Annotated in this window: 13 protein-coding genes and 1 tRNA gene; 6 read left to right on the top strand and 8 right to left on the bottom strand. The window is 69.1% G+C overall.

Annotated features, from left to right (window positions below; all coding sequences use genetic code 11):
• Positions 1–74: 74 nt before the first annotated feature.
• On the bottom strand, positions 75–686 hold the full coding sequence (locus tag RWX45_RS12470; RefSeq protein WP_316024040.1) for a LytR C-terminal domain-containing protein: 612 nt from the start codon (positions 684–686) through the stop codon (positions 75–77).
• 287 nt (positions 687–973) lie between these two features.
• On the opposite strand from RWX45_RS12470, the gene RWX45_RS12475 reads away from it, so the two are divergent.
• A complete protein-coding gene (locus RWX45_RS12475; RefSeq protein WP_316024041.1) occupies positions 974–1,651 on the top strand; it encodes a uracil-DNA glycosylase in 678 nt (225 codons plus the stop codon).
• A gap of 29 nt (positions 1,652–1,680) precedes the next feature.
• Here RWX45_RS12475 and RWX45_RS12480 read toward each other — a convergent pair whose 3' ends face one another.
• The 4 genes from RWX45_RS12480 to RWX45_RS12495 all read right to left on the bottom strand — a co-directional run bounded on the left by RWX45_RS12480 (position 1,681) and on the right by RWX45_RS12495 (position 6,588).
• Positions 1,681–2,454, bottom strand: coding sequence for a DUF364 domain-containing protein (locus tag RWX45_RS12480; RefSeq protein WP_316024042.1), 774 nt, complete (start codon positions 2,452–2,454; stop codon positions 1,681–1,683).
• A gap of 267 nt (positions 2,455–2,721) precedes the next feature.
• Positions 2,722–2,797, bottom strand: a tRNA-Thr gene (locus RWX45_RS12485).
• Positions 2,798–2,925: 128 nt separating this feature from the next.
• Positions 2,926–3,759, bottom strand: a complete 834-nt coding sequence (locus RWX45_RS12490) for a DsbA family protein (RefSeq protein WP_316024043.1) — start codon at positions 3,757–3,759, stop codon at positions 2,926–2,928.
• Positions 3,760–4,554: 795 nt separating this feature from the next.
• Positions 4,555–6,588: a serine/threonine-protein kinase gene (locus RWX45_RS12495; RefSeq protein ID WP_316024044.1), complete on the bottom strand. Its 2,034-nt coding sequence runs from the start codon at positions 6,586–6,588 to the stop codon at positions 4,555–4,557.
• Between the two features lie 223 nt (positions 6,589–6,811).
• Here RWX45_RS12495 and RWX45_RS12500 point away from each other — a divergent pair, with 223 nt between their 5' ends.
• The 5 genes from RWX45_RS12500 (at position 6,812) to RWX45_RS12520 (ending at position 14,063) form a co-directional block, all read left to right on the top strand.
• Positions 6,812–7,939 carry a sn-glycerol-3-phosphate ABC transporter ATP-binding protein UgpC gene (locus tag RWX45_RS12500; protein ID WP_316024045.1) on the top strand — a complete coding sequence of 376 codons (1,128 nt, stop codon included), beginning with the start codon at positions 6,812–6,814 and terminating at the stop codon, positions 7,937–7,939.
• A gap of 177 nt (positions 7,940–8,116) precedes the next feature.
• Entirely contained in the window at positions 8,117–9,490 is a 1,374-nt protein-coding gene (locus tag RWX45_RS12505; RefSeq protein ID WP_316024046.1) for a DUF4032 domain-containing protein, read from the top strand.
• Positions 9,491–9,534: 44 nt separating this feature from the next.
• Positions 9,535–10,116, top strand: a complete 582-nt coding sequence (locus RWX45_RS12510) for a hypothetical protein (RefSeq protein WP_316024047.1) — start codon at positions 9,535–9,537, stop codon at positions 10,114–10,116.
• A gap of 170 nt (positions 10,117–10,286) precedes the next feature.
• Positions 10,287–11,504: an AGE family epimerase/isomerase gene (locus RWX45_RS12515; RefSeq protein WP_316024048.1), complete on the top strand. Its 1,218-nt coding sequence runs from the start codon at positions 10,287–10,289 to the stop codon at positions 11,502–11,504.
• Positions 11,505–12,050: 546 nt separating this feature from the next.
• Positions 12,051–14,063, top strand: a complete 2,013-nt coding sequence (locus RWX45_RS12520) for an HNH endonuclease signature motif containing protein (protein ID WP_316024049.1) — start codon at positions 12,051–12,053, stop codon at positions 14,061–14,063.
• A gap of 9 nt (positions 14,064–14,072) precedes the next feature.
• Here the strand turns inward: RWX45_RS12520 and RWX45_RS12525 are convergent, their stop codons facing one another.
• The 3 genes from RWX45_RS12525 to cysS form a co-directional block, all read right to left on the bottom strand.
• A complete protein-coding gene (locus RWX45_RS12525) occupies positions 14,073–15,314 on the bottom strand; it encodes a hypothetical protein (protein WP_316024050.1) in 1,242 nt (413 codons plus the stop codon).
• A 93-nt stretch (positions 15,315–15,407) separates the two neighbouring features.
• Positions 15,408–16,433, bottom strand: coding sequence for a 23S rRNA (guanosine(2251)-2'-O)-methyltransferase RlmB (gene rlmB / locus RWX45_RS12530; RefSeq protein WP_316024051.1), 1,026 nt, complete (start codon positions 16,431–16,433; stop codon positions 15,408–15,410).
• A gap of 81 nt (positions 16,434–16,514) precedes the next feature.
• Positions 16,515–18,023: a cysteine--tRNA ligase gene (gene cysS / locus RWX45_RS12535; RefSeq protein ID WP_316024052.1), complete on the bottom strand. Its 1,509-nt coding sequence runs from the start codon at positions 18,021–18,023 to the stop codon at positions 16,515–16,517.
• Between the last annotated feature and the right edge of the window lie 216 nt (positions 18,024–18,239).

Genomic DNA, 18,239 nt, shown 5'->3' on the forward strand with positions numbered 1-18,239 from the left:
TACCGGTTTCGGCGGGGAGCGGGCCGGCTCGGCCGGCCGGGTTCACGTGGAGCAGCAGACGTGCGAGCGCGCGCTTACTCCTGGTAGTCGTCGCGCAGGACGATCACGATGGGGTTTGACTGGGCCTCTTCGGCGGACTCGACGACCTCACCCGCCCCGAGCACGTCGGCGACGGCCCGGGCGGTGGCCTCCAGATCGGCGGAAGCGTAATAGACGGTGGTTGCGGTCGGTTCCTCCAGCTCGTACACGCCCTGGGAGATGGTGACCGCGGTGAAGCCCGCATTCTGGAGCTTGTCGCCGGTGCGGGTGGCCAGGCCGTTGGTGCTGGTGCCGTTGTGCACGGTGATGCCGGTTGTCAGGTTGGCGCTGGCCTCGGTCGGCTCTGCAGAGGCCTGCGCCTCGGCGGACGCCTGACCGTCGTCGGCGTTCTGCCCCGAATCGGCAGTGGCGGCCGCCTCCTGAGACTGCGCGGGCTGTGCCGAGGCGGTTGCCGAGCTTCCCGTGCTGTTCGAGTGACGGCCAAGAAGCCCGACGCCTCCCCAGGCCAACAGCGGCACAATAATGAGGATTGCCAGGAGGGGAATCCAACTGCGCCAGGCGGGAACCTGGGCGCGGTGAACCCCGACGGGCACCGGACCGTCGTCGTCGGCGTCGAACTCGTCGTCGGGGTAGTCGTAGCGGCTCACACCGCGAGGATACCGGGACGTTGCCCATGCAGCGACAGGTGCGCGCCGACACCCCGACGACATACCGCGATGGGCACTGCGACGGACACCGCGATGGGCACCACGGCGGACGCTCCGCAGTTCGCCTGCCCCTCTTCACCGAAACCGGCACTAATAACATGCCGAGACCGGCACTAATGACGTACCGAGACCGGCACTAATGACGCACCGAGACCGGCAAGGCTCGATCGAGTGAGGGACGGCGCCGGCGGTCTACGTCCTTCGCCTCGATCATCTAGGCTCGAGGCGTGAGCGCACCGAAGCCCCTGTCCGAGATCATCCACCCGTCCTGGGCCGAAGCGCTGGCGCCGGTCGAGCCCACTATTCATGAACTTGGCCAGCGCTTGCGCGAGGAAATCGCGGCGGGGCGCGGATACCTCCCCGCCGGCACCGATGTACTGCGGGCCTTCACTTACCCGCTGGACGGCGTCAAGGTACTCATCGTCGGGCAGGACCCCTACCCCACGCCGGGCCACCCAATGGGCCTGAGCTTCTCGGTGCAGCCGGGGGTGCGGCCACCACGCAGTCTGGAGAACATCTATACGGAGCTGGTCAGCGATCTGGGCGTGTCGCGCCCGACCTCGGGGGATCTCACGCCCTGGTCGAAGCAGGGAGTCATGCTGCTCAACCGCGTGCTGACCGTGCGGCCGGGGGCCCCGGCGTCGCACCGGGGCTGGGGTTGGGAGACGGTGACGCAACGCGCCATTGAGGCACTGGTGGCCAGGCAACAACCACTGGTAGCCATCCTGTGGGGGCGTCCGGCACAGTCGCTGTCCCCCATGCTGGGGTCGACGCCGATCATCGCCTCGCCGCATCCCTCACCGCTCAGCGCCTCTCGCGGCTTCTTCGGCTCGCGCCCCTTCTCGCGGGCGAATGCCGAACTGGAGCGGATGGGGGCGACCCCGGTCGACTGGCGCCTGCCCTGAGCCTGAGTCCGCGCCCGCATCCAGTCCCCTCACTCGCCGACGGCGTGCAGGTGCATGCGCGTGCCCGGTCCGATGTCCCCGGAAGCGCTCAGCTCCTCCAGGCATGACCCCGGGCGTACCTCGGGCGCCGGCACAAAACCGGTGACGGTGGCGACGCCCAGGTCAAGGAAGAGCGGGTGCATGGGGGTGGACGGGCCCACGAGCACCGTATGCGCGCCACCACCCACGGCCAGGTCGATCAGTCGCGGCATGGTCTTGTTGACCAAGCTCGAGGAGGAGATAAAGACGTAGTCGGCCCGCGGCAGCAGGTACTCGCAGGCGGTGTCCGGGTAATCGCCGGGGCGGGTGTCACGCTCCAGGATCCACAGTTCGCCGGCCTTCCACAGCGCACGGCGGGCGAAGGGGAAGTGGCCGATGATCGCCACCCGGCGGTCGGCCACGGCATCGTTGTAGGGGTCGAAGACCTGCCGCCAGGTCAGGCCCTCCCCGGTGGGCACAAAACCGTGGGACGCGCTCACCTCCGCCCGCGAGTACCAGGAGTTGATCGCGGCCAGCCCGACGCTTGCCTCCGCGAGGTTCCAGCTCTTGGCGAGGGCGGCCACATCACGGAGAGGCCGGCCCTGGTCGACGACGTCGGCGGACTCGGCCGGGCGGCTGGCAGCGGTCATCGACCAGGCCGAGCCCACACCACCTGCAGCGTTGATGACCCGGGTCCAGCGCGGGCCACGGTCGGAAGCAACGACGGCAAGATCGCCGGGCAGATCGTCGATGAGGGCGTCATAGACATCCCAGGGGCTGACCAACGCGGCTCTCCTTCACGCTCGAGCGTTTTACAGGCGAGCCTCACCTTATAGACAAGAGTTGGGCGGGGTCACACGGGTCTCAGCAGATGGGTCACCGGCGACGACGACCCGCCACCGTTCGTCCCGGTGCGGTTCTGCGCCGTCCCCCACGCCAGCACGCGCCCTGTGCAGCCATCATGACAGCCAGGATGGTAGCCATTTCTAGTGGCCTCCCGCGTATGCAGGAGTCTGCAAGTAGCTGTTTTTCGCCGGGGTTCTGCGTTTTTGTGGAGCCGCGTGTCGGACTCGAACCGACGACCTGCTGTTTACAAGACAGCTGCTCTACCAACTGAGCTAACGCGGCATGCGGAGGCGAGCTTACCCGGTTTTGTCACGGCTGCCCGCAACCGTGCCCTTCGGTTGGCGCCCGCAGGCTCGGTGCGCTCGCACGGGGCAGCCCCCGCGACCCCCAGCTACCGCGCCGACGTGTCCTTACTCGGCGCCGCCCTGGAGGTAGTCGGTCAGCCCGGTCTCCGTGGCGATGGTACTGAGCGAGACCTGCTCGGTGTCCACGCAGACAGTCGGCGTGCCCGAAATGCCGAGTTCTTTGAACGTCTTCCCACTCAGCTCGAGCCAAGCGCCGTAGGTGTCATCGGAAATAGCAGTGGCGATCTGCTCCGTGACCGCGTCGCTGACGCCCGCATCTTCGGCGGCGGCGACCACCGATTCGGCGCTCAGCGCCGAGGAGTTCTGAGCCGTGTAGATCTCAGAGAAGCGGGCAAGTGTCGCCTGGTGGAAGGCGAAGGCTGCGGCCGGCTCCTGATCGAGGATAACCCCCATGGCATTGCTCACCATATTGCTCCAGCTGCTGCCGAGGAACTTCGCGGAGTGCAGCACCAGGTTGATGTCACCTCGACGCAGCAGAGTCTCGATCTCGGTCTTGTGGAGTTCTTCGAAGTTGGCACAGTGGTGGCAGGCGTAGTCGAAGTAGATGTGGAGGGTGCGCGCACCATCCGTAGTGGTACCCGGCATAAGGTCCGGTCCGAATACGAGGGAACCGTCGGCACGGATGGTCGCCGGAATCCCGTCACCACTAGCCAGCTCGGAGAGGACTTCGCCGCCCAGTGCGGACGCGTCGTCGCGCCCGGTGATCACAAGGGCTGCCACCACCCCGGCGACGGCGACCCCGCCTACACCCAGCAGGCTGCGGCGAGTGATCTTGGCGCGCCGTTCCCGGCGTTCTTGTTCCTCGCGCAGTGCCCGCGCCTTGGCACGTGCCGCCTCCCGGCGCTCGGCCTTGGTGGGACGGGGCTGGTTCGAGGCCACGAGAAACTCCTCAAGTCGTTCCGGAAGCCGCGTCTTCAGCCGCGGCGCGCAGGATGTTAAGCATTCTGCCTGGGAAGCGGCGGGGAAGCACAGTCCCCCGAGTGCGGCCTGCCTCACGTCTGCGGCCCGGTGCAGGACGAGGCGGCTCGCCCGTGACGCCTGCCCCGTGACGTAGCGTCACCGAGAGCGGCACTTGTGACGTGCCGAGACCGAGCGAAGTTGCTAAGGGCCGGCTAAGTCCTGGCGAGCCGCTCAGGTTTCTTGGGGAATAGACCTGGAGGGCTGTTCATAGGGGCGGACCCTGTGTGCGGTTAGGATGCCGCATCCGCGCAATCATGCGGAAAGACGTCGGTTATCTGTGCTCGCTTCCGGCGCTGAGAATAAGCGTCCTAGTTATGCGACACCCTCTGACCGGATGTGGCCTCGCCCCAGAGGGCGCGGGTCAGACGGCGTAGCAAGGCTTCGGACCGACGGCGACCGCCGGCATGGATCACAAGCGACCCCCGCGGTTGGACCGTCTGCCCCCGGTTGGACTGCCTGAGAACATGTCTGGGGCGGTCCAACCGCGCGATGACGGTCCAACTGGAGCCGCCGACGACACCCCTGGCGCAAGGCCCCGGTCTGGGCACGTCACTTGTGCCGGTTTCGGCACGTCATTAGTGCCGGTTTCGGTGAAAAGAGGGGAGTCGGCGCCTCCAGGCCGGCCCGAACCGTAGCGGGACAGCCTCCACATACCCCGCGCGATCAACCCCTCCCAACACTCGCGCGGAGCCCTCAAACGGGTACGTATGGCGGTCAGGAGAAGCTGAAGGGCGCCGTGTACGCCAGCGGGATGGCGCCCATGGCGAACAGCACCACGACTCCTAGTGCGATGGCGCCGAGCACGGCACAGCCGATGAGCCGATTGGACCGGGTGCGCAAGATCGAGCCGATGAGTCGGGCCCCACCGCGGCGAGTGGGGGCGCCCCAGGGCACGAACCAGGTGACCAGCATGTAGGCGGTTGCCACCGGCGCCAGACAGAGTCCCGCCCGGTGATAGTCCGTCCACGAGGCCAGCACGGTTGCGGCGCCAGCGTCACCGAAGCCGAGCATGCGTCCGGCGAAATAGAAGACGATCACACCCACTAGGGTCCCCACCGCGCAGGCGGCCACACCCGCCACCAGCGAGCGCACCAGGTACCAGGGCATGGAGGCCCACATGCGCGACGTATCTGCGGCGGAGGCATAGCCCGCTCTCAGGCGGCGCCAGCGGCGCGCGTCGTCCGCACGGCCGACCATGCCGGCGACGACGACGAGCAACGAGAAGACAATGATCACCCAGCCGGGGATGGGTAGGGACAGCGCCACCAGCGCGAGGAAGAGCATGACTGCGACCATGCGGTGCCGCCGCGGCTCGAGCGCCCACTCGGGAATGACGCCCGCCTCCGGGGCCGACGCCGTCCCCTGAAAAGTCGGGTGGACCACCGCTGGCGCCGGCGTCACCACCGCTGGGGCCGAGGCCACCGCTGTGGGAGCGGGAGTGACCGGCGACGACGGCGCACTGGCGTAGGTCGGCTGGGGCGAGACGGGCGCGGGCGGGACCGGGCCCGACTGGTTCTGCTGCGCCGCGGGCGCTGGGACCGCCGGGGGACCCGGACGCGCAGGAACCCCGCCGCTACCGGGTACGAACGACGGCGGAGGCGCAGCAGGTCCGGTGCTCACCGATTCGGGAGTCACCGGCCCCGTTCCCGACACGGCACCGGAGGACGCCGTCCCGGGCGACCGGCCCCCTCCGGTCTGCACTCCGCTCTGCGGGTCCGGGGTGGCGAGGAACCCGTAGGCGCCCGGTGGCGACGTCGTCGGGGCCAGGCGCCCGTAGGCGGACGCGTAGGTCCCGGTGTTGGTATCAGCTTCCGTCTCATCGGCCGCGATCTCGGCCTCGGGCAGAACCTGGGCCAGGGCGTCCTCGCCGCTGCCGCCGTCGGCAATCTCGTCGAGGACACGCAACAGGTCGGGGACGGGTAGCCGGTCGTCGGCCTCGGGGGCGAGCGCCGCGGTGAAGGCGCGGGCAAGGGCGGGCTGCTCCTCCTCCAGATCTCCCAACTCCGGGGTGCCCGCGTAGACGCGCCGGAAAACGGCCTGCCAGGGGCCGGAGCCGAAGGGGGCGCGCCCGGTGACGGCGAACAGAATGACGCCCGCGCAGGCGTACCAGTCGACGCCGGGGCTGGGCTCGCCGCCGTCGAGCATTTCGGGCGGGATGAAGCCGGGGGTGCCGGTGACCTGACCGGTTTGGGTGAGCCGGACGTCGTCGGCGACCTGGGCGATACCGAAGTCGATGAGCACCGGGCCCTGCGCGCCGAGCATGACGTTGGAGGGCTTGAGGTCGCGGTGAATGACGCCGGCGGCGTGCACGGCGGAAAGTGCGTCGACCAGGCCGTGGGCGAGGTCGGACAGGTCGCGGATATCGGTGCGCAGGTCGTAGACGCCCTCGTGGTCGACCTCGTACTGGAGAGTGGGACCGTCAACCAGTTCGGTGATGACGAAGGTGACGCCGGTGCCGTCCGCGCCGTCACCGGTTTCGATGTCGAGGATGCGGGCGACTCGGGAGTCCTTGACGCGGGCGAGCACCGAAGCCTCGCGGTCCAGGCGCCGGCGGGCCATCGGATCCGCAGCAATCTGCGGGTGCAGGATCTTCATGGCGACGTGCTGCCCATCGCCGTCGATGACTTCCCAGACCACGCCCATGCCGCCGGCGCCCAGACGGCGCACGAGCCGATAGCCCCCGACGTCGGCGCCTGCGCGCAGACCCGCCAGGGCCGAGGGCGTGGCGACCTCCGGGTGCTCAGTCATGGCGCCACAGTACCGGGCGACGCCCACACCACCGCACACGTGATCGGGTTCACACGATTTTTGGTCATTTCCGACCGGCTTCGACTACCGAGGTCGCGTTGTCGTATGACAAAGTTAGTTCCGCCCGGGAGCATCCGCCCCCGGCACGTGTCAATGCGGACACGCATCGGCACCTTTCACCAAGGATCGTCCGGCACGTACCTGCCGGTGAAGGGATTCACACATGGCAACCGTCACTTTCGACCACGCAACCCGCATTTACCCGGGCAATGACAGCCCGTCGGTGGACAGCCTCAACCTGGAGATCGCCGACGGCGAGTTCCTGGTTCTCGTTGGCCCCTCAGGTTGCGGAAAGTCGACTTCCCTGCGCATGCTCGCGGGCCTCGAGGACGTCAACTCTGGCCGCATTCTCATCGGCGACCGCGACGTCACCGACGTTCAGCCCAAGGACCGTGACATTGCCATGGTCTTCCAGAACTACGCGCTTTACCCGCACATGTCGGTGCACGACAACATGGGCTTCGCCCTCAAGATCGCCGGCACCCCCAAGGCTGAGATCGACAAGCGCGTCAAGGACGCGGCCAAGATCCTCGGCCTGACCGAATACCTCGACCGCAAGCCGAAGGCGCTGTCCGGTGGTCAGCGTCAGCGTGTGGCCATGGGCCGCGCCATCGTGCGTAAGCCGAAGGTGTTCCTCATGGACGAGCCGCTGTCCAACCTGGACGCCAAGCTGCGCGTGCAGACGCGTACGCAGATCGCCTCGCTGCAGCGCTCCCTGGGTGTCACCACCGTCTACGTGACCCACGACCAGACCGAGGCCCTGACCATGGGTGACCGCATCGCGGTCCTCAAGGACGGTGTCCTTCAGCAGGTCGGCACGCCGCGCGAGATGTACGACCACCCGGCCAATGAGTTCGTCGCCGGCTTCATCGGCTCCCCCGCCATGAACCTGGGCCGCTTCACGGTCGACGGCGACGTCGCCACGATCGGCGCCGCGCGTATCCCGCTGTCCCGGGCCACGCTGGACGCCATGGTTCCGGCTGACAACAACAAGATTGTCATCGGCTTCCGCCCCGAGTCTCTCGAGGTCGTCTCCGCCGAGGACAACCACTCCATTCCGGTGCGCCTGTCCTTCGTCGAGGAGCTGGGCAGCGATGCCTACATCTACGGCGAGCTGGTTGGGGCCGAGAGCTCCGAGGAGAAGCTCGGCTCCGGTGAGGACTCCAGCCAGATCATCGTCCGCGTACCTCCGCGCACCGCGCCGGAGCCGGGCGAGACGGTCCACGTGCGCATCAAGCCCGGCGAGGAGCACATCTTCTCCGCCTCCACCGGCGAGCGCCTGCCCGCCTGATCAGCCTTTCAAACACGGCTAACCGGTTTGGCCCCGCTTCTCCCCGCGAGGAGCGGGGCCAAACCATGCGCGCCGGGTAAGATCTATCTCGCCCACAACTCGAGAGCGAATGGTTTCGCCCGCAACAACCCGGTGCCGTCGCCACATGTTTGTGGGCGGACCTGAGAGAATGGCCCCATGCCCCAGTCCATGCAGATCACCGCGGCCACGATCGACCCGGCGCTGCTCGACCTCCCCTGGGAGATTCCGCTGGAGGAGTGGCCGACCGACGTCCTGGCCGCTCTTCCTCGGGGACTGTCGCGTCACATTGTGCGCTTCGTCAACCTCTCCGAGCGCGTCATCGCGGTCAAGGAGATCGGCGAATCAGTGGCGTACCGCGAGTACGAACTACTGCGCGACCTCGTCCGCTTGGGCGCCCCCTGCGTGACGCCGACGGCGGTCATCACCGACCGCACCGGGTTGGACGGCTCCATACTCAACTCGGTGCTGGTCACCGAGCACCTGTCCTACTCCCTGCCCTACCGGGCGCTGTTCAGCCAGTACATGCGTCCCGAGACCGCCACCCGGCTCATTGACGCCCTCGCCGTGCTGCTAGTGCGATTGCACCTGCTCGGCTTCTACTGGGGGGACGTCTCCCTGTCCAATACGCTCTTCCGCCGCGATGCCGGCGCCTTCGCCGCCTATCTCGTGGACGCCGAGACCGGCGAGCTGCACACGGAGGGCCTGACCGAGGGCAAGCGACTGTATGACATCGACATCGCTCGCACGAACATCATCGGTGAACTCATGGACCTGCAGGCCGGGGCGCTGCTAGAGCCATCCGTGGACACCATTGAGGTGGGCGATCGGATCGTCAGCCGCTACACCGAGCTCTGGGACGCCCTCACCGCAGAGGAGGCCTTCGACCTGGGCGAGCGCTGGCGCGTACGCAAACGTATCGAACACCTCAACGAGTTGGGCTTCGACGTCGGCGAGTTGACCATGAAGACCGAGCCCGACGGCTCGCGCACCCGCATGGTCATCCAGCCGAAGGTCGTCGACGCCGGCCACTATCACCGCCAGATTATGCGGCTGACGGGCCTGGATGTGCAGGAACGCCAAGGGCAGCGCATGCTCAATGATCTGCAGACCTTCCGCACGGTCACCGGGCGGAAGGACGAGCCGGTGGAACAGGTGGCGCACGCCTGGCTCACGGAGGTCTTCGAACCCACCATCGCGGCCGTCCCCGTCGAACTGCGCCGCAAATTGGAGCCCGCGGAGATCTTCCACGAGGTGCTGGAGCACCGCTGGTACATGTCCGAGCAGCGCCAGCACGACGTGACCACCGAAGAGGCCGTCGCCGACTACGTGAACACCGTCTTGCCGCAGCACTGGGACGAGCAGTCCTACCTATCGCTGGGCGACACCCAGGAGATGGAGGCGATCTTCGACGACGGCGAGGAGCCGCTCGCCGACGACGAGGAGTTCGCTGCCCGCGACGAGGCCACCGCCAGCGCCTTCGACCTCAACCCCATGGGCTTCACCGCCGGCATGAAGTTCAAGGGCGAGTAGCGTCTCGCGCGAACCACGGAGCGCCCGGTAGAAACACCCTGGCCATGGGATGGTTTGAGACGCAGCCAATGCGCCGCTTCGAGGTGGCGGCGGCGCCGCGGGATGCGGTGCGCTTCGTCATCAACCAGTGGGCGCCGCAGGGCTTCTCCCTGGAGGACTGGGACCTGGACTCGGTGCTGACCGAGCGGGGACCGTGGACCGGAGTGGTCCTAGGCGAAGGCAGCGAGGGCGCCAGCGTCGCCGCCGGTGCCCTTGCCGAAGCCATGCCATGGACCCTCGCTTTGCCCTGGACGCGCCGCCAGCACGGGCGCGTGCGTATCGCCATACTGGCCCGTCCGCTGGACGCCCGAGCGCCGGTCAGCGAGCTCATCTGCTGGCACTTCTCCGGCAACACCGGCACCCCCTGGAGCCCGGCAACAGATTTTGCTGTCGGCGTCGTAGAGAGTTTGACCGAGCCTCTCCGCGCGGCGGGCCTGCTGCTCACGGGCCCGGCTCGACCGTCCAGCTGGAAGACCTGGAAGACCCTGCCGACAGATCATCCGCTACGCCCCGAACAGTGGCGTGCCATCATCAAGGAGTCCAAGCGCCGCGGCCGCCAACGCGGCAACGGAACGCAGACCGGCTGAGCACCATCGGCGATCTGACAATTGCCGACTACCTTGTCACCAACGAATCTGCGCGGGGAGCTCACTGCTACGCTGACTGCGCACTCGGTCCAGGTGCTCACCCCTGACACACCGTACTGAGCCGGATGCAGCGCCGAGCGCCGATTCGAGCCAGAGTCAAGGAGGATTCCGTGACCACGCCCGCAACCCGCCAGATCTTCGATGCGCAGGTCTGGAGTCTGCTCGCCTTCGCCAAGAAGTCCTACACCGAGCACGGATTCGGCTGGCTCGACGACGTCGGCAACATCGATGCCGAGCGCGGGGTGCAGCTGTGGATCACGGGCAGCATGACCCACGCCTTCGCCTTGGGGCATCTCCTGGGTGACCCCGACTGCGCCGCCCTGGCCGAGCACGGCATACGCAGTCTCCTGGACGGTCCGCTGCGCGATGCCGCCACCGGCGGGTGGTTCTCCGTCGTCGACGTCGACGGCGCCGCACGGCCGGGTCCGCTGGCCGCACACGACCATAGCTTCGTCATGCTGGCGGCCGCCTCCGCGCACCTCGCGGGCATCCCCCGCGCACAGGAACTGCTCGACGCCGCCCTGGGCACCTTCGAGGAGCTGTGGTGGGATGAGGAAGCGGGGATGGTGGTGGACTCCCGGGATCGGGAAAGCCTCGCCGTCGCCCCCTATCGCGGAGCGCGAGCGAATATGTGCACGGTTGAGGCGCTTCTGGCCGCCTACTCGGCCACCGACAACGTGCTGCACCTGCAGCGCGCCAGCCGGATCACCGACCGAATCGCCTATGAGTTCGCCGATCACGACTTCCGGCTGCCCGAACACTTCGACGCATCTTGGAAAGCTGACCTGGAGTACAACCAGGATCATCCCACCGATGTCACTCGCCCCTACGGATCAGTCATCGGCCACTGGCTGCAGTGGTCGCGGCTCATGGTGCAGGTCCGTATTGCCTGCACCGAGGCCGACATCGCCCACGCCTCCCTGCTGCGGACCTTCCCCCAGTACATCTACCGTCAAGCGCTGCGCGACGGGTGGGAGGTCGACGGACAGGCGGGCTTCGTCTACACCGTCGACTTCGATGGCCGACCGGTTATCCATCAGCGCATGTACTGGGCACTGTGTGAGGGCATCACTGCTGCGGAGACCCTGCTGCAGATGACCGGGGACAGGTCCTACGAACACGACATCGACGCCTACACGGCCTGGGCCCAGCGCTTCCTCATTGAGAGCCCGGGCCAATGGCGCGAGGAGCTGGACATTCACAATCGGCCGAGCTCGGAACTGTGGTCGGGCAAGCCCGACATCCATCATGCGCTCCAGGCCATGCTGACCGGCCGCCTGCCCATCACCCCGTCCTTCGCCGAAGGCATCCTGGCGCTCCGCGACTGAATGCCCGACGGCGGGGGCCACCATTCGGGCGGTCTCGCTCACCCACCCAGTTGCACGCGCACCCCGGTGAGCAGCCCGGCGTCGTCGGCCGGGGCACCAGTGCCAGCCCCCGGATCGCCGCCTCGCCGATGAGAGCGCCGTATGCGCCTTCATCGGGCGGCTCGGCCGCGCCCGCGACAGCTCCTTCGCAGCGTCCGAGCACGCCGATCTCGAGAGAACACGCAAAAGTATCGTGCACGGTTCGCAGTCTACCGATCCGACTCCGCGGTGACCGCGGCGCATGACCGCGGTTAAGGGGCCGGAATTCATGTCGGTGCCGCGCGATACCGTGGATGCATGTTCGAAGGCAATGGTGCTGAGCGTCGATCCGCCGGGGTGCCCCCTACGGATCAGGCGAGGCTGCCCGGCGCCGAGAGGGGAACGACGACGGCTGTCGCCTGGACCGCCCCATACGGGGAGACAGCGGTCGGTACAGGGGCCGAGTGGGAGCCTACGGCTCTGACAGAGCGCCTGGCGGAGGCACCCGCCGGTGCAGGATTGGCGGGCTTGGTCGAGACTCTGCTGGCCGGCATGTTGGTCCCCGTCAACCCGGGCGGCGAGGCGGCCAGCCCCACCGGTGAGACGGCCGGCCCCGTCAATGGCGCGGCCGTAGCGGACGCAAGCACCGGGGATACCGTCGATGCCGCCGAGCTGGCAGACATACTGAATGTTCCTGACAGTGGCGAACTGTTCAGCGCCATCACGAGCCCGGCCGACCGCGCCTTGGCGCAGGCCTGCGCGCAGCAGGGCATCGACTGGGGCGAGAGCACCGGCCTCGGCCACCTGGCCTCGCTGGGCGGGCAGGTGCTCAGCGAACTGGTGGCGGCGTGCCACCGGCTGGTGTCCTGGGCGTCGTGGTGCGAAAGCGCGGCCGCCGCCTGCCTTGCCCACACACCGGAGATGAACCGCGGCGCAGCCCCGTGGGGGCCGGGCGGACGCCTCGAGTGCCTGGTCACCGAGGAGGAACGGCGTTTCACCACGGTCGGGGAGATCGCTTGCCGACTCGGCACAACCCGCCAGAGCGCCGGTCGGATACTGGATCGGGGCCAGGCTCTGCTACAGCCCGAATACGCGGCCGCGGAGGCCCTGCACCGGGCCGGCCTGCTAGACACGAGCAAAACCGCTCTGGTCGTTCGGCGCCTGGAGGGCACGGACGCGAGGGTGGCGACGGCGGTGCAGCAGCGGGTCCTGCCTCGCGCCTCCCGTAGGACGACGTCGCAGCTGGCCAAGGATATTGACCGCGCCCTGGCTGCCCTGGACCCCGATGGAGCCGGCAGCCGCCGTCAACGCAACCTGGCACGCAGGCATGTGACGCGGCCTCGCCAGGCCGGCGAGGGGGTCCATGAAATGCGGCTGCTGCTGCCGAGCCTCGACGCGTTCCTACTGGATGCGACCCTGGACGCCATCGCCGCCTCCGCCAGGGCAGCCGGGGATGAGCGTTCCCCGGCGCAGCTGCGGGCCGACGCCATCACCGGCATGACGCTGCGGACCCTGCAAGGCAGCCAGCACGTCGCTTGCCGAGCGCCTTTCACCGCTACGGGTCATGCCGGCGCGGGCGGCGGACCGCCGACGTCGGCTGGCACGCAGTTGCTGCCCGACGGGGTGCCTGTGGAGGGGCTGTTGGCCGGGTTGAGCAGCCTGGTGGAACCATCCCGCCCCTGGTGGACGCCCTCCGGGGTAGAGGCGGTCTTCCCGCCACCGGGGATCACCATCAATGTCGATGTCACCGTTCCTTTGGAGCATCTGCTCCCCGACGGCGCTGGCAGCGACCCACCAACCGCCGGCAACACGGCAGTAAGCCCTGCGGGCGTTGCTCCTGCGGCGGCCGAGGTCACCATTGGTGTGAGCAGCGTGCCGGTGCCCGCCGCTACCGCCCGCGCCCTCGCCGCCGGTGGCGTGTGGCGCAGGCTGGTCACCGACCCGGTGTCGGGAACCGTCCTCGACGTGGGCCGCACCCGCTACCGGCCCCCGGCCGCCCTACGTGAACTGGTACAGGCCAGGGACCACTCCTGCACGTTCCCGGGGTGCACCATCCCCGCCACCCGTTGCGACACGGACCACATCCGCCCCTGGGCGGAGGGCGGGACGACCAGCCTGAGTAACCTCACCAGCCTGTGCCAAGCCCACCATCGGCTCAAGCACACGCCCGGCTGGAGCCTCACCCGCACCGACACCGGTGACCTGACCTGGTGCACTCCCACGGGGGCCCGCTACCGGCGCAGCCCGGACGGGAGCATCACGCTCGAGGCCCACAAGGTCGGCCCTCGCCAACTGGTCGTCCCCGCGCACAAGATGCCCGCGCACCTGACCGCGGCCGTCGACGAGGCCGTCCTGGATCGCCTCGAACACGGCCTCGATCTCAGCGTTCAAGACGCCACTCGTCCGGGCAGGCCGCCGCGGATCACCAGCCGCGGTCCCCGCCCCGGTCAACCCGTCGGCGCTTTCGAGACCACTCCCTACCCGGAGGCCCTGCGCGATCTCGGTCTGGCCGCGTTGCTCGACGAGATCCCGCCCTTTTGACCGATCGGGTCAGGCCCCGAGCTCCTCGGCAACCAGCGCCATCTCCTCGTCTGCGCGCCGGCGCAGCTCCCGGTGACGGGTCCAGGACGCCAGCGAGGTCTCGGCCACGGCATCGACCAGCAGCACAATGCCGGCAGCAAGGAACCCGCGGTGCAGGCTGCCGGTGCAGCGGCGACGGCGCACCGCCGCCCCCACGAGCAGACCGCCCACGCTTGCCTCAAGCACCGCCCCGGCGCGCATGATCCAGGGCTTCTCGGTGACGGTCCGAACGTAGGTCTGCCAGAACGCCGAACCGGGCGCGGAGGGGTCCTGCAGCATGAGTCCCACGGAGCGGCCCACGGCATTCGACAGGCCGCGCGGCTCGTGCACCACCGCCCCGGGCACCTCCGCGGGTGCCAACCTTCCGCTCAGCACGGACGCCACCCAATCGGGCAGGCCCAATGCTTCAACCAGGGCGACCAGCCCGTCAATGCCGGGTGTGGAGAAGGCCGCAGCCACGGCCTCCGCGTCCGCCCCGGGCACCGCCGCGGCCACAAGCGAGACGTCGGTGGAGTCCGCGAGCAGCTCATCCACCAGGCCGCGCAGTGCCGGCCCTGGCTCGGCCACGCCTCCCCACACGTAGCGGGAGGTCATCCCCCAGGAGAAGACGGCGTCGTCCTCGCTCTCCCCCGTGGTCACCGCACGCACGGCAATGTCGCGGGCGTCCACGGTCAGGACCAGCGCGGGCAGGGACTCCTCATCCCAGCCGAAGTCCCCCAGCTCGTTGCCCTCGCCGGCGTACATGACAATGCGCCGATCCAGCGCGGGCAGCGAGGCGACGGCGAGCGGGCGCTCCAGCAGCGTCGCCTGCAGCGGCACCATGTACGCGCTCAGCGGGGAGACGACGACGGTGCGGGCGCAGTCCGACGTCCCCGCCGTCACGGTCGGCAGCGATACATCGGCAGGAAGGGCGTTGAAGGAGGCGGGTCCGATGGTGACGTCCCCGGCGAACTCGCGGGCGAGGGACTCCACCAGCTCACTGACGCGACTCCCGGGGATCACGCCACCGCGCGACGGCGGAGTGATGGCGACACGCCCGTCGGCGTCGGCCAGCAGGGTGATGGACAGCAGGTGGGAGGTCGCGGGATACCACTCGAGACGGGCAACGACCCGGTCCGCCTCAAGGCGTGCGGCGACCGCGTCGGGCTGGGTTCCGGGGACAACGAGTACACCTTCCGTGCGGTTCCAGCGCTGTGCGGGGTCCTGAGCCATGGCGGCCTCCTAGTCCGGTTGACGGCCATCGTCCGGGCCCGTCCGCACGACGGGCGAAGACATGACCTGTGTGTTCAGCATAGAGCGTCCCGGTCAGCCCCGGGAGGGCCCTTCGCCATTCGCGGTGGCGGCGTCGGCAGCTTTGCGGCGCAGCCGGTCGATCTCATACAGCGCGATACCGGTGGCGACGGCGGCGTTGAGGGACTCCACCGTGGAGGCAATCGGGATGGAGACCAGCTGGTCGCAGGTCTCGCGCACAAGCCGCGACAGCCCGCTCCCCTCTGCGCCGGTGACCACCACCAGTGGGACGTCCGCGAGCGCCAGACCGTCGATCGTGGTCTCGCCTCCCCCCTCGAGTCCGACAACGAAGCAGCCCTCCTGCTTCAAGGAGCGCAGTGCGCGCACAAGGTTGGTTTCCCGGGCGACAGGCACCCGCGCGGCCGCACCGGCCGACACCTTCCAGGCGGTGGCGTTCACGCCCGCGGAGCGGCGCTCCGGCACGATGACGCCGTCGACGCCGAAGGCCCCGGCCGACCGGAGCACGGCCCCGAGGTTGTGCGGGTCGGTCACCTGATCGAGCGCCACGAGCAGCGGGGTGTGCCCGGCGTCGCGGGCGCGTGCCAGCAGGTCGCGGGCGAGCACGTACTCGTAGGCCGGCACCTCGATGGCCACTCCCTGGTGGGCGGTGCCCTCGGTGAGAGCCTCCAGGTCGAGCTTGGTGACCTCGACGACGGGGGCGCCCACCAGGGCGGCCCGGCGCACAACGGCGCCCAGGCGGTCGTCGGTCTGCGCGGAGCTGGCCATGAACACCCGACTGATCGGCACCCGGGCGCGCGCCGCCTCAGCCACGGCGTTGCGTCCGCAGACGATCTCGTGGTCCTCCGGGACGGCCCAACGGCTTCGGACCTGTTCCAGCTGTCCGGTACGGGTCGGCTGGGCGGCCCGCGCCTCCGCTCGTGCCTTGGCGCGAGCCTTGGGGTGGCCGACGCGGTCCTCCGCCTTGGGGGTGGGTCCCTTGCCCTCCAGGCCGCGACGGCGCACGCCGCCGGAGCCCTTGGTCGGGGCCTTCTTCTTGCCGGGGTTGCGTACAGCTCCGTGCCGGCGGTCATTTCCTGGCATCGCACGGACCTCCTTGGATGATGATGCGGTTGGGCGGCCAGTGGCCGCGGTGACGGGTGGCGCCGACGCCTCGGCGCGGGTTTAGGCCAAGTGCCAGCGGGCCCCGGAACCGGAGCGCGCCGCAGCGTCCTCGACGACGACGCCGGCGGCGCTCAGCTCGTCGCGCAGGGCGTCGGCGCCGGCCCAGTCCTTGGCGGCGCGAGCCGCGGCGCGCTGGTCGAGCAGCCCGGTGACGAGCTTATCCAGGGCGCGCATGGCGGCGTCGTCGGCACGATTTCCCCCGCCGAGTACCCGGCCGCGCCAGGGCTCCGCAAGCGGGTCGAGCCCGAGGACGTCCAGCTGGGCGCGCAGGTCGAGGGCAGCGGCGGTGGCGGCCTCGGAGGCACCGGCGGTGAGTGCGGTGTTGAGGCGCTTGAGGGCGGCGTGAACGCTCGCCATGGCACCGGCGAGGTTGAGGTCCTCGTCCATGGCGGAGGTGAATTCCTCCGGCAGCGCGCGCTCGCGCAGCTGTCCGGCGGGGGCGTCAACGGCGTCGTCGGCCTCAAGGGCGCGGGTGATGGCGCCGGTCAGGCGCTCCCACAGGGCGGCGGCGTCGGCGAGGGTCTCCTCGCTGAACTCGACCGTGGAGCGGTGGTGGACCGTGCCGAGCGCGAGGCGCAGGACGGCCGGATCGTAGGTCCCCAGCAGCTCGCCGACGACGAGCGAGTTGCCCAGCGACTTGCTCATCTTCTCGCCCTTGATAGTGACCCAGGCGTTGTGCACCCAGTGGCGGGCGAAACCCCAGCCGGCGCCGTGCGACTGGGCCTGTTCGTTCTCGTGGTGAGGGAAGCGCAAGTCGATGCCGCCGCCGTGGATGTCGAACTCCTCGCCGAGGTAGCGCCGACTCATGGCGGAGCACTCCAGGTGCCAGCCGGGCCGTCCGCGTCCCCAGGGGGCGTCCCAGGCGGCGTCGTCGGGCTCGGAGGGCTTGGCGGCCTTCCACAGCGCGAAGTCGCGCGGGTCGCGTTTGTCGGCCTCGACGTCGCCGTCAAGCTCGGACTCGTCCTCGGTGGTGGCCAGGTCATCGACGCGCTGGTTGGTGAGCGAGCCGTAGTCGGGCAGGGAGCGCACGTCGAAGTAGACGCTGCCGGTCTCGCCGACGTAGGCGTGGCCGGCGTCGAGCAGACGCTGGACGAGGTCGATCTGCTCGGGGATCGTCCCGGTGGCACGCGGCTCGTAGGTGGGTGGAAGGACGCCGAGGGCACGGTAGGCGGCGTCGAACTCGCGCTCGAAGCGCTGGGCCCAGGCCCACCACGGCACCGGCGGCTCGGCGGCCGCGGCCTTGGCGAAGATCTTCTCGTTGATGTCCGTGACGTTGCGGACGAGGACCACCCGCTGACCGCAGCGTTCCAGCCAGCGGCGCAGCACGTCGAAGGCGATGGCGCTGCGCATGTGCCCGATGTGGGGCGAGCCCTGAACCGTGGCACCACACAAGTAGATCGCCACCGTGCCGGGTGTGACGGTGGGCGCCAACGGCACGACGGCGCGTGCCGCCGTGTCGTACAGCCGCAGGTTCAGCGCGGGATGCGCGTCATTGAAGTTGGTGCTCACCCCCGCAGCCTAGCGGGTGCGGCAAGGAGGCCGGCGAGGGTGCCCGCGCCGGTCCCGCCGCAACTCACCGAAACCGGCACTAATAACACGCGAAACCGGCACTTGTAACGTGCCGAGACCGGCACTAATGACGTACCCAAACCGGTCGATGTGACGGGCCGTGCGGCACCGAGTCGGAGCGCTGGCAACTCCAGTTGGACCGTCTTTGCGCGGATG

This window comes from Actinomyces sp. MRS3W (assembly GCF_032465695.1).
GTDB lineage: Bacteria > Actinomycetota > Actinomycetes > Actinomycetales > Actinomycetaceae > Actinomyces.

Coding starts and splice junctions, on each gene's coding strand:
- RWX45_RS12510 (WP_316024047.1), top strand. CDS start 9,535: ATGGGATGGTTTGAGACGCAGCCAATGCGCCGCTTCGAGGTGGCGGCG.
- RWX45_RS12495 (WP_316024044.1), bottom strand. CDS start 6,588: ATGACTGAGCACCCGGAGGTCGCCACGCCCTCGGCCCTGGCGGGTCTG.
- RWX45_RS12505 (WP_316024046.1), top strand. CDS start 8,117: ATGCCCCAGTCCATGCAGATCACCGCGGCCACGATCGACCCGGCGCTG.
- rlmB (WP_316024051.1), bottom strand. CDS start 16,433: ATGCCAGGAAATGACCGCCGGCACGGAGCTGTACGCAACCCCGGCAAG.
- RWX45_RS12500 (WP_316024045.1), top strand. CDS start 6,812: ATGGCAACCGTCACTTTCGACCACGCAACCCGCATTTACCCGGGCAAT.
- RWX45_RS12525 (WP_316024050.1), bottom strand. CDS start 15,314: ATGGCTCAGGACCCCGCACAGCGCTGGAACCGCACGGAAGGTGTACTC.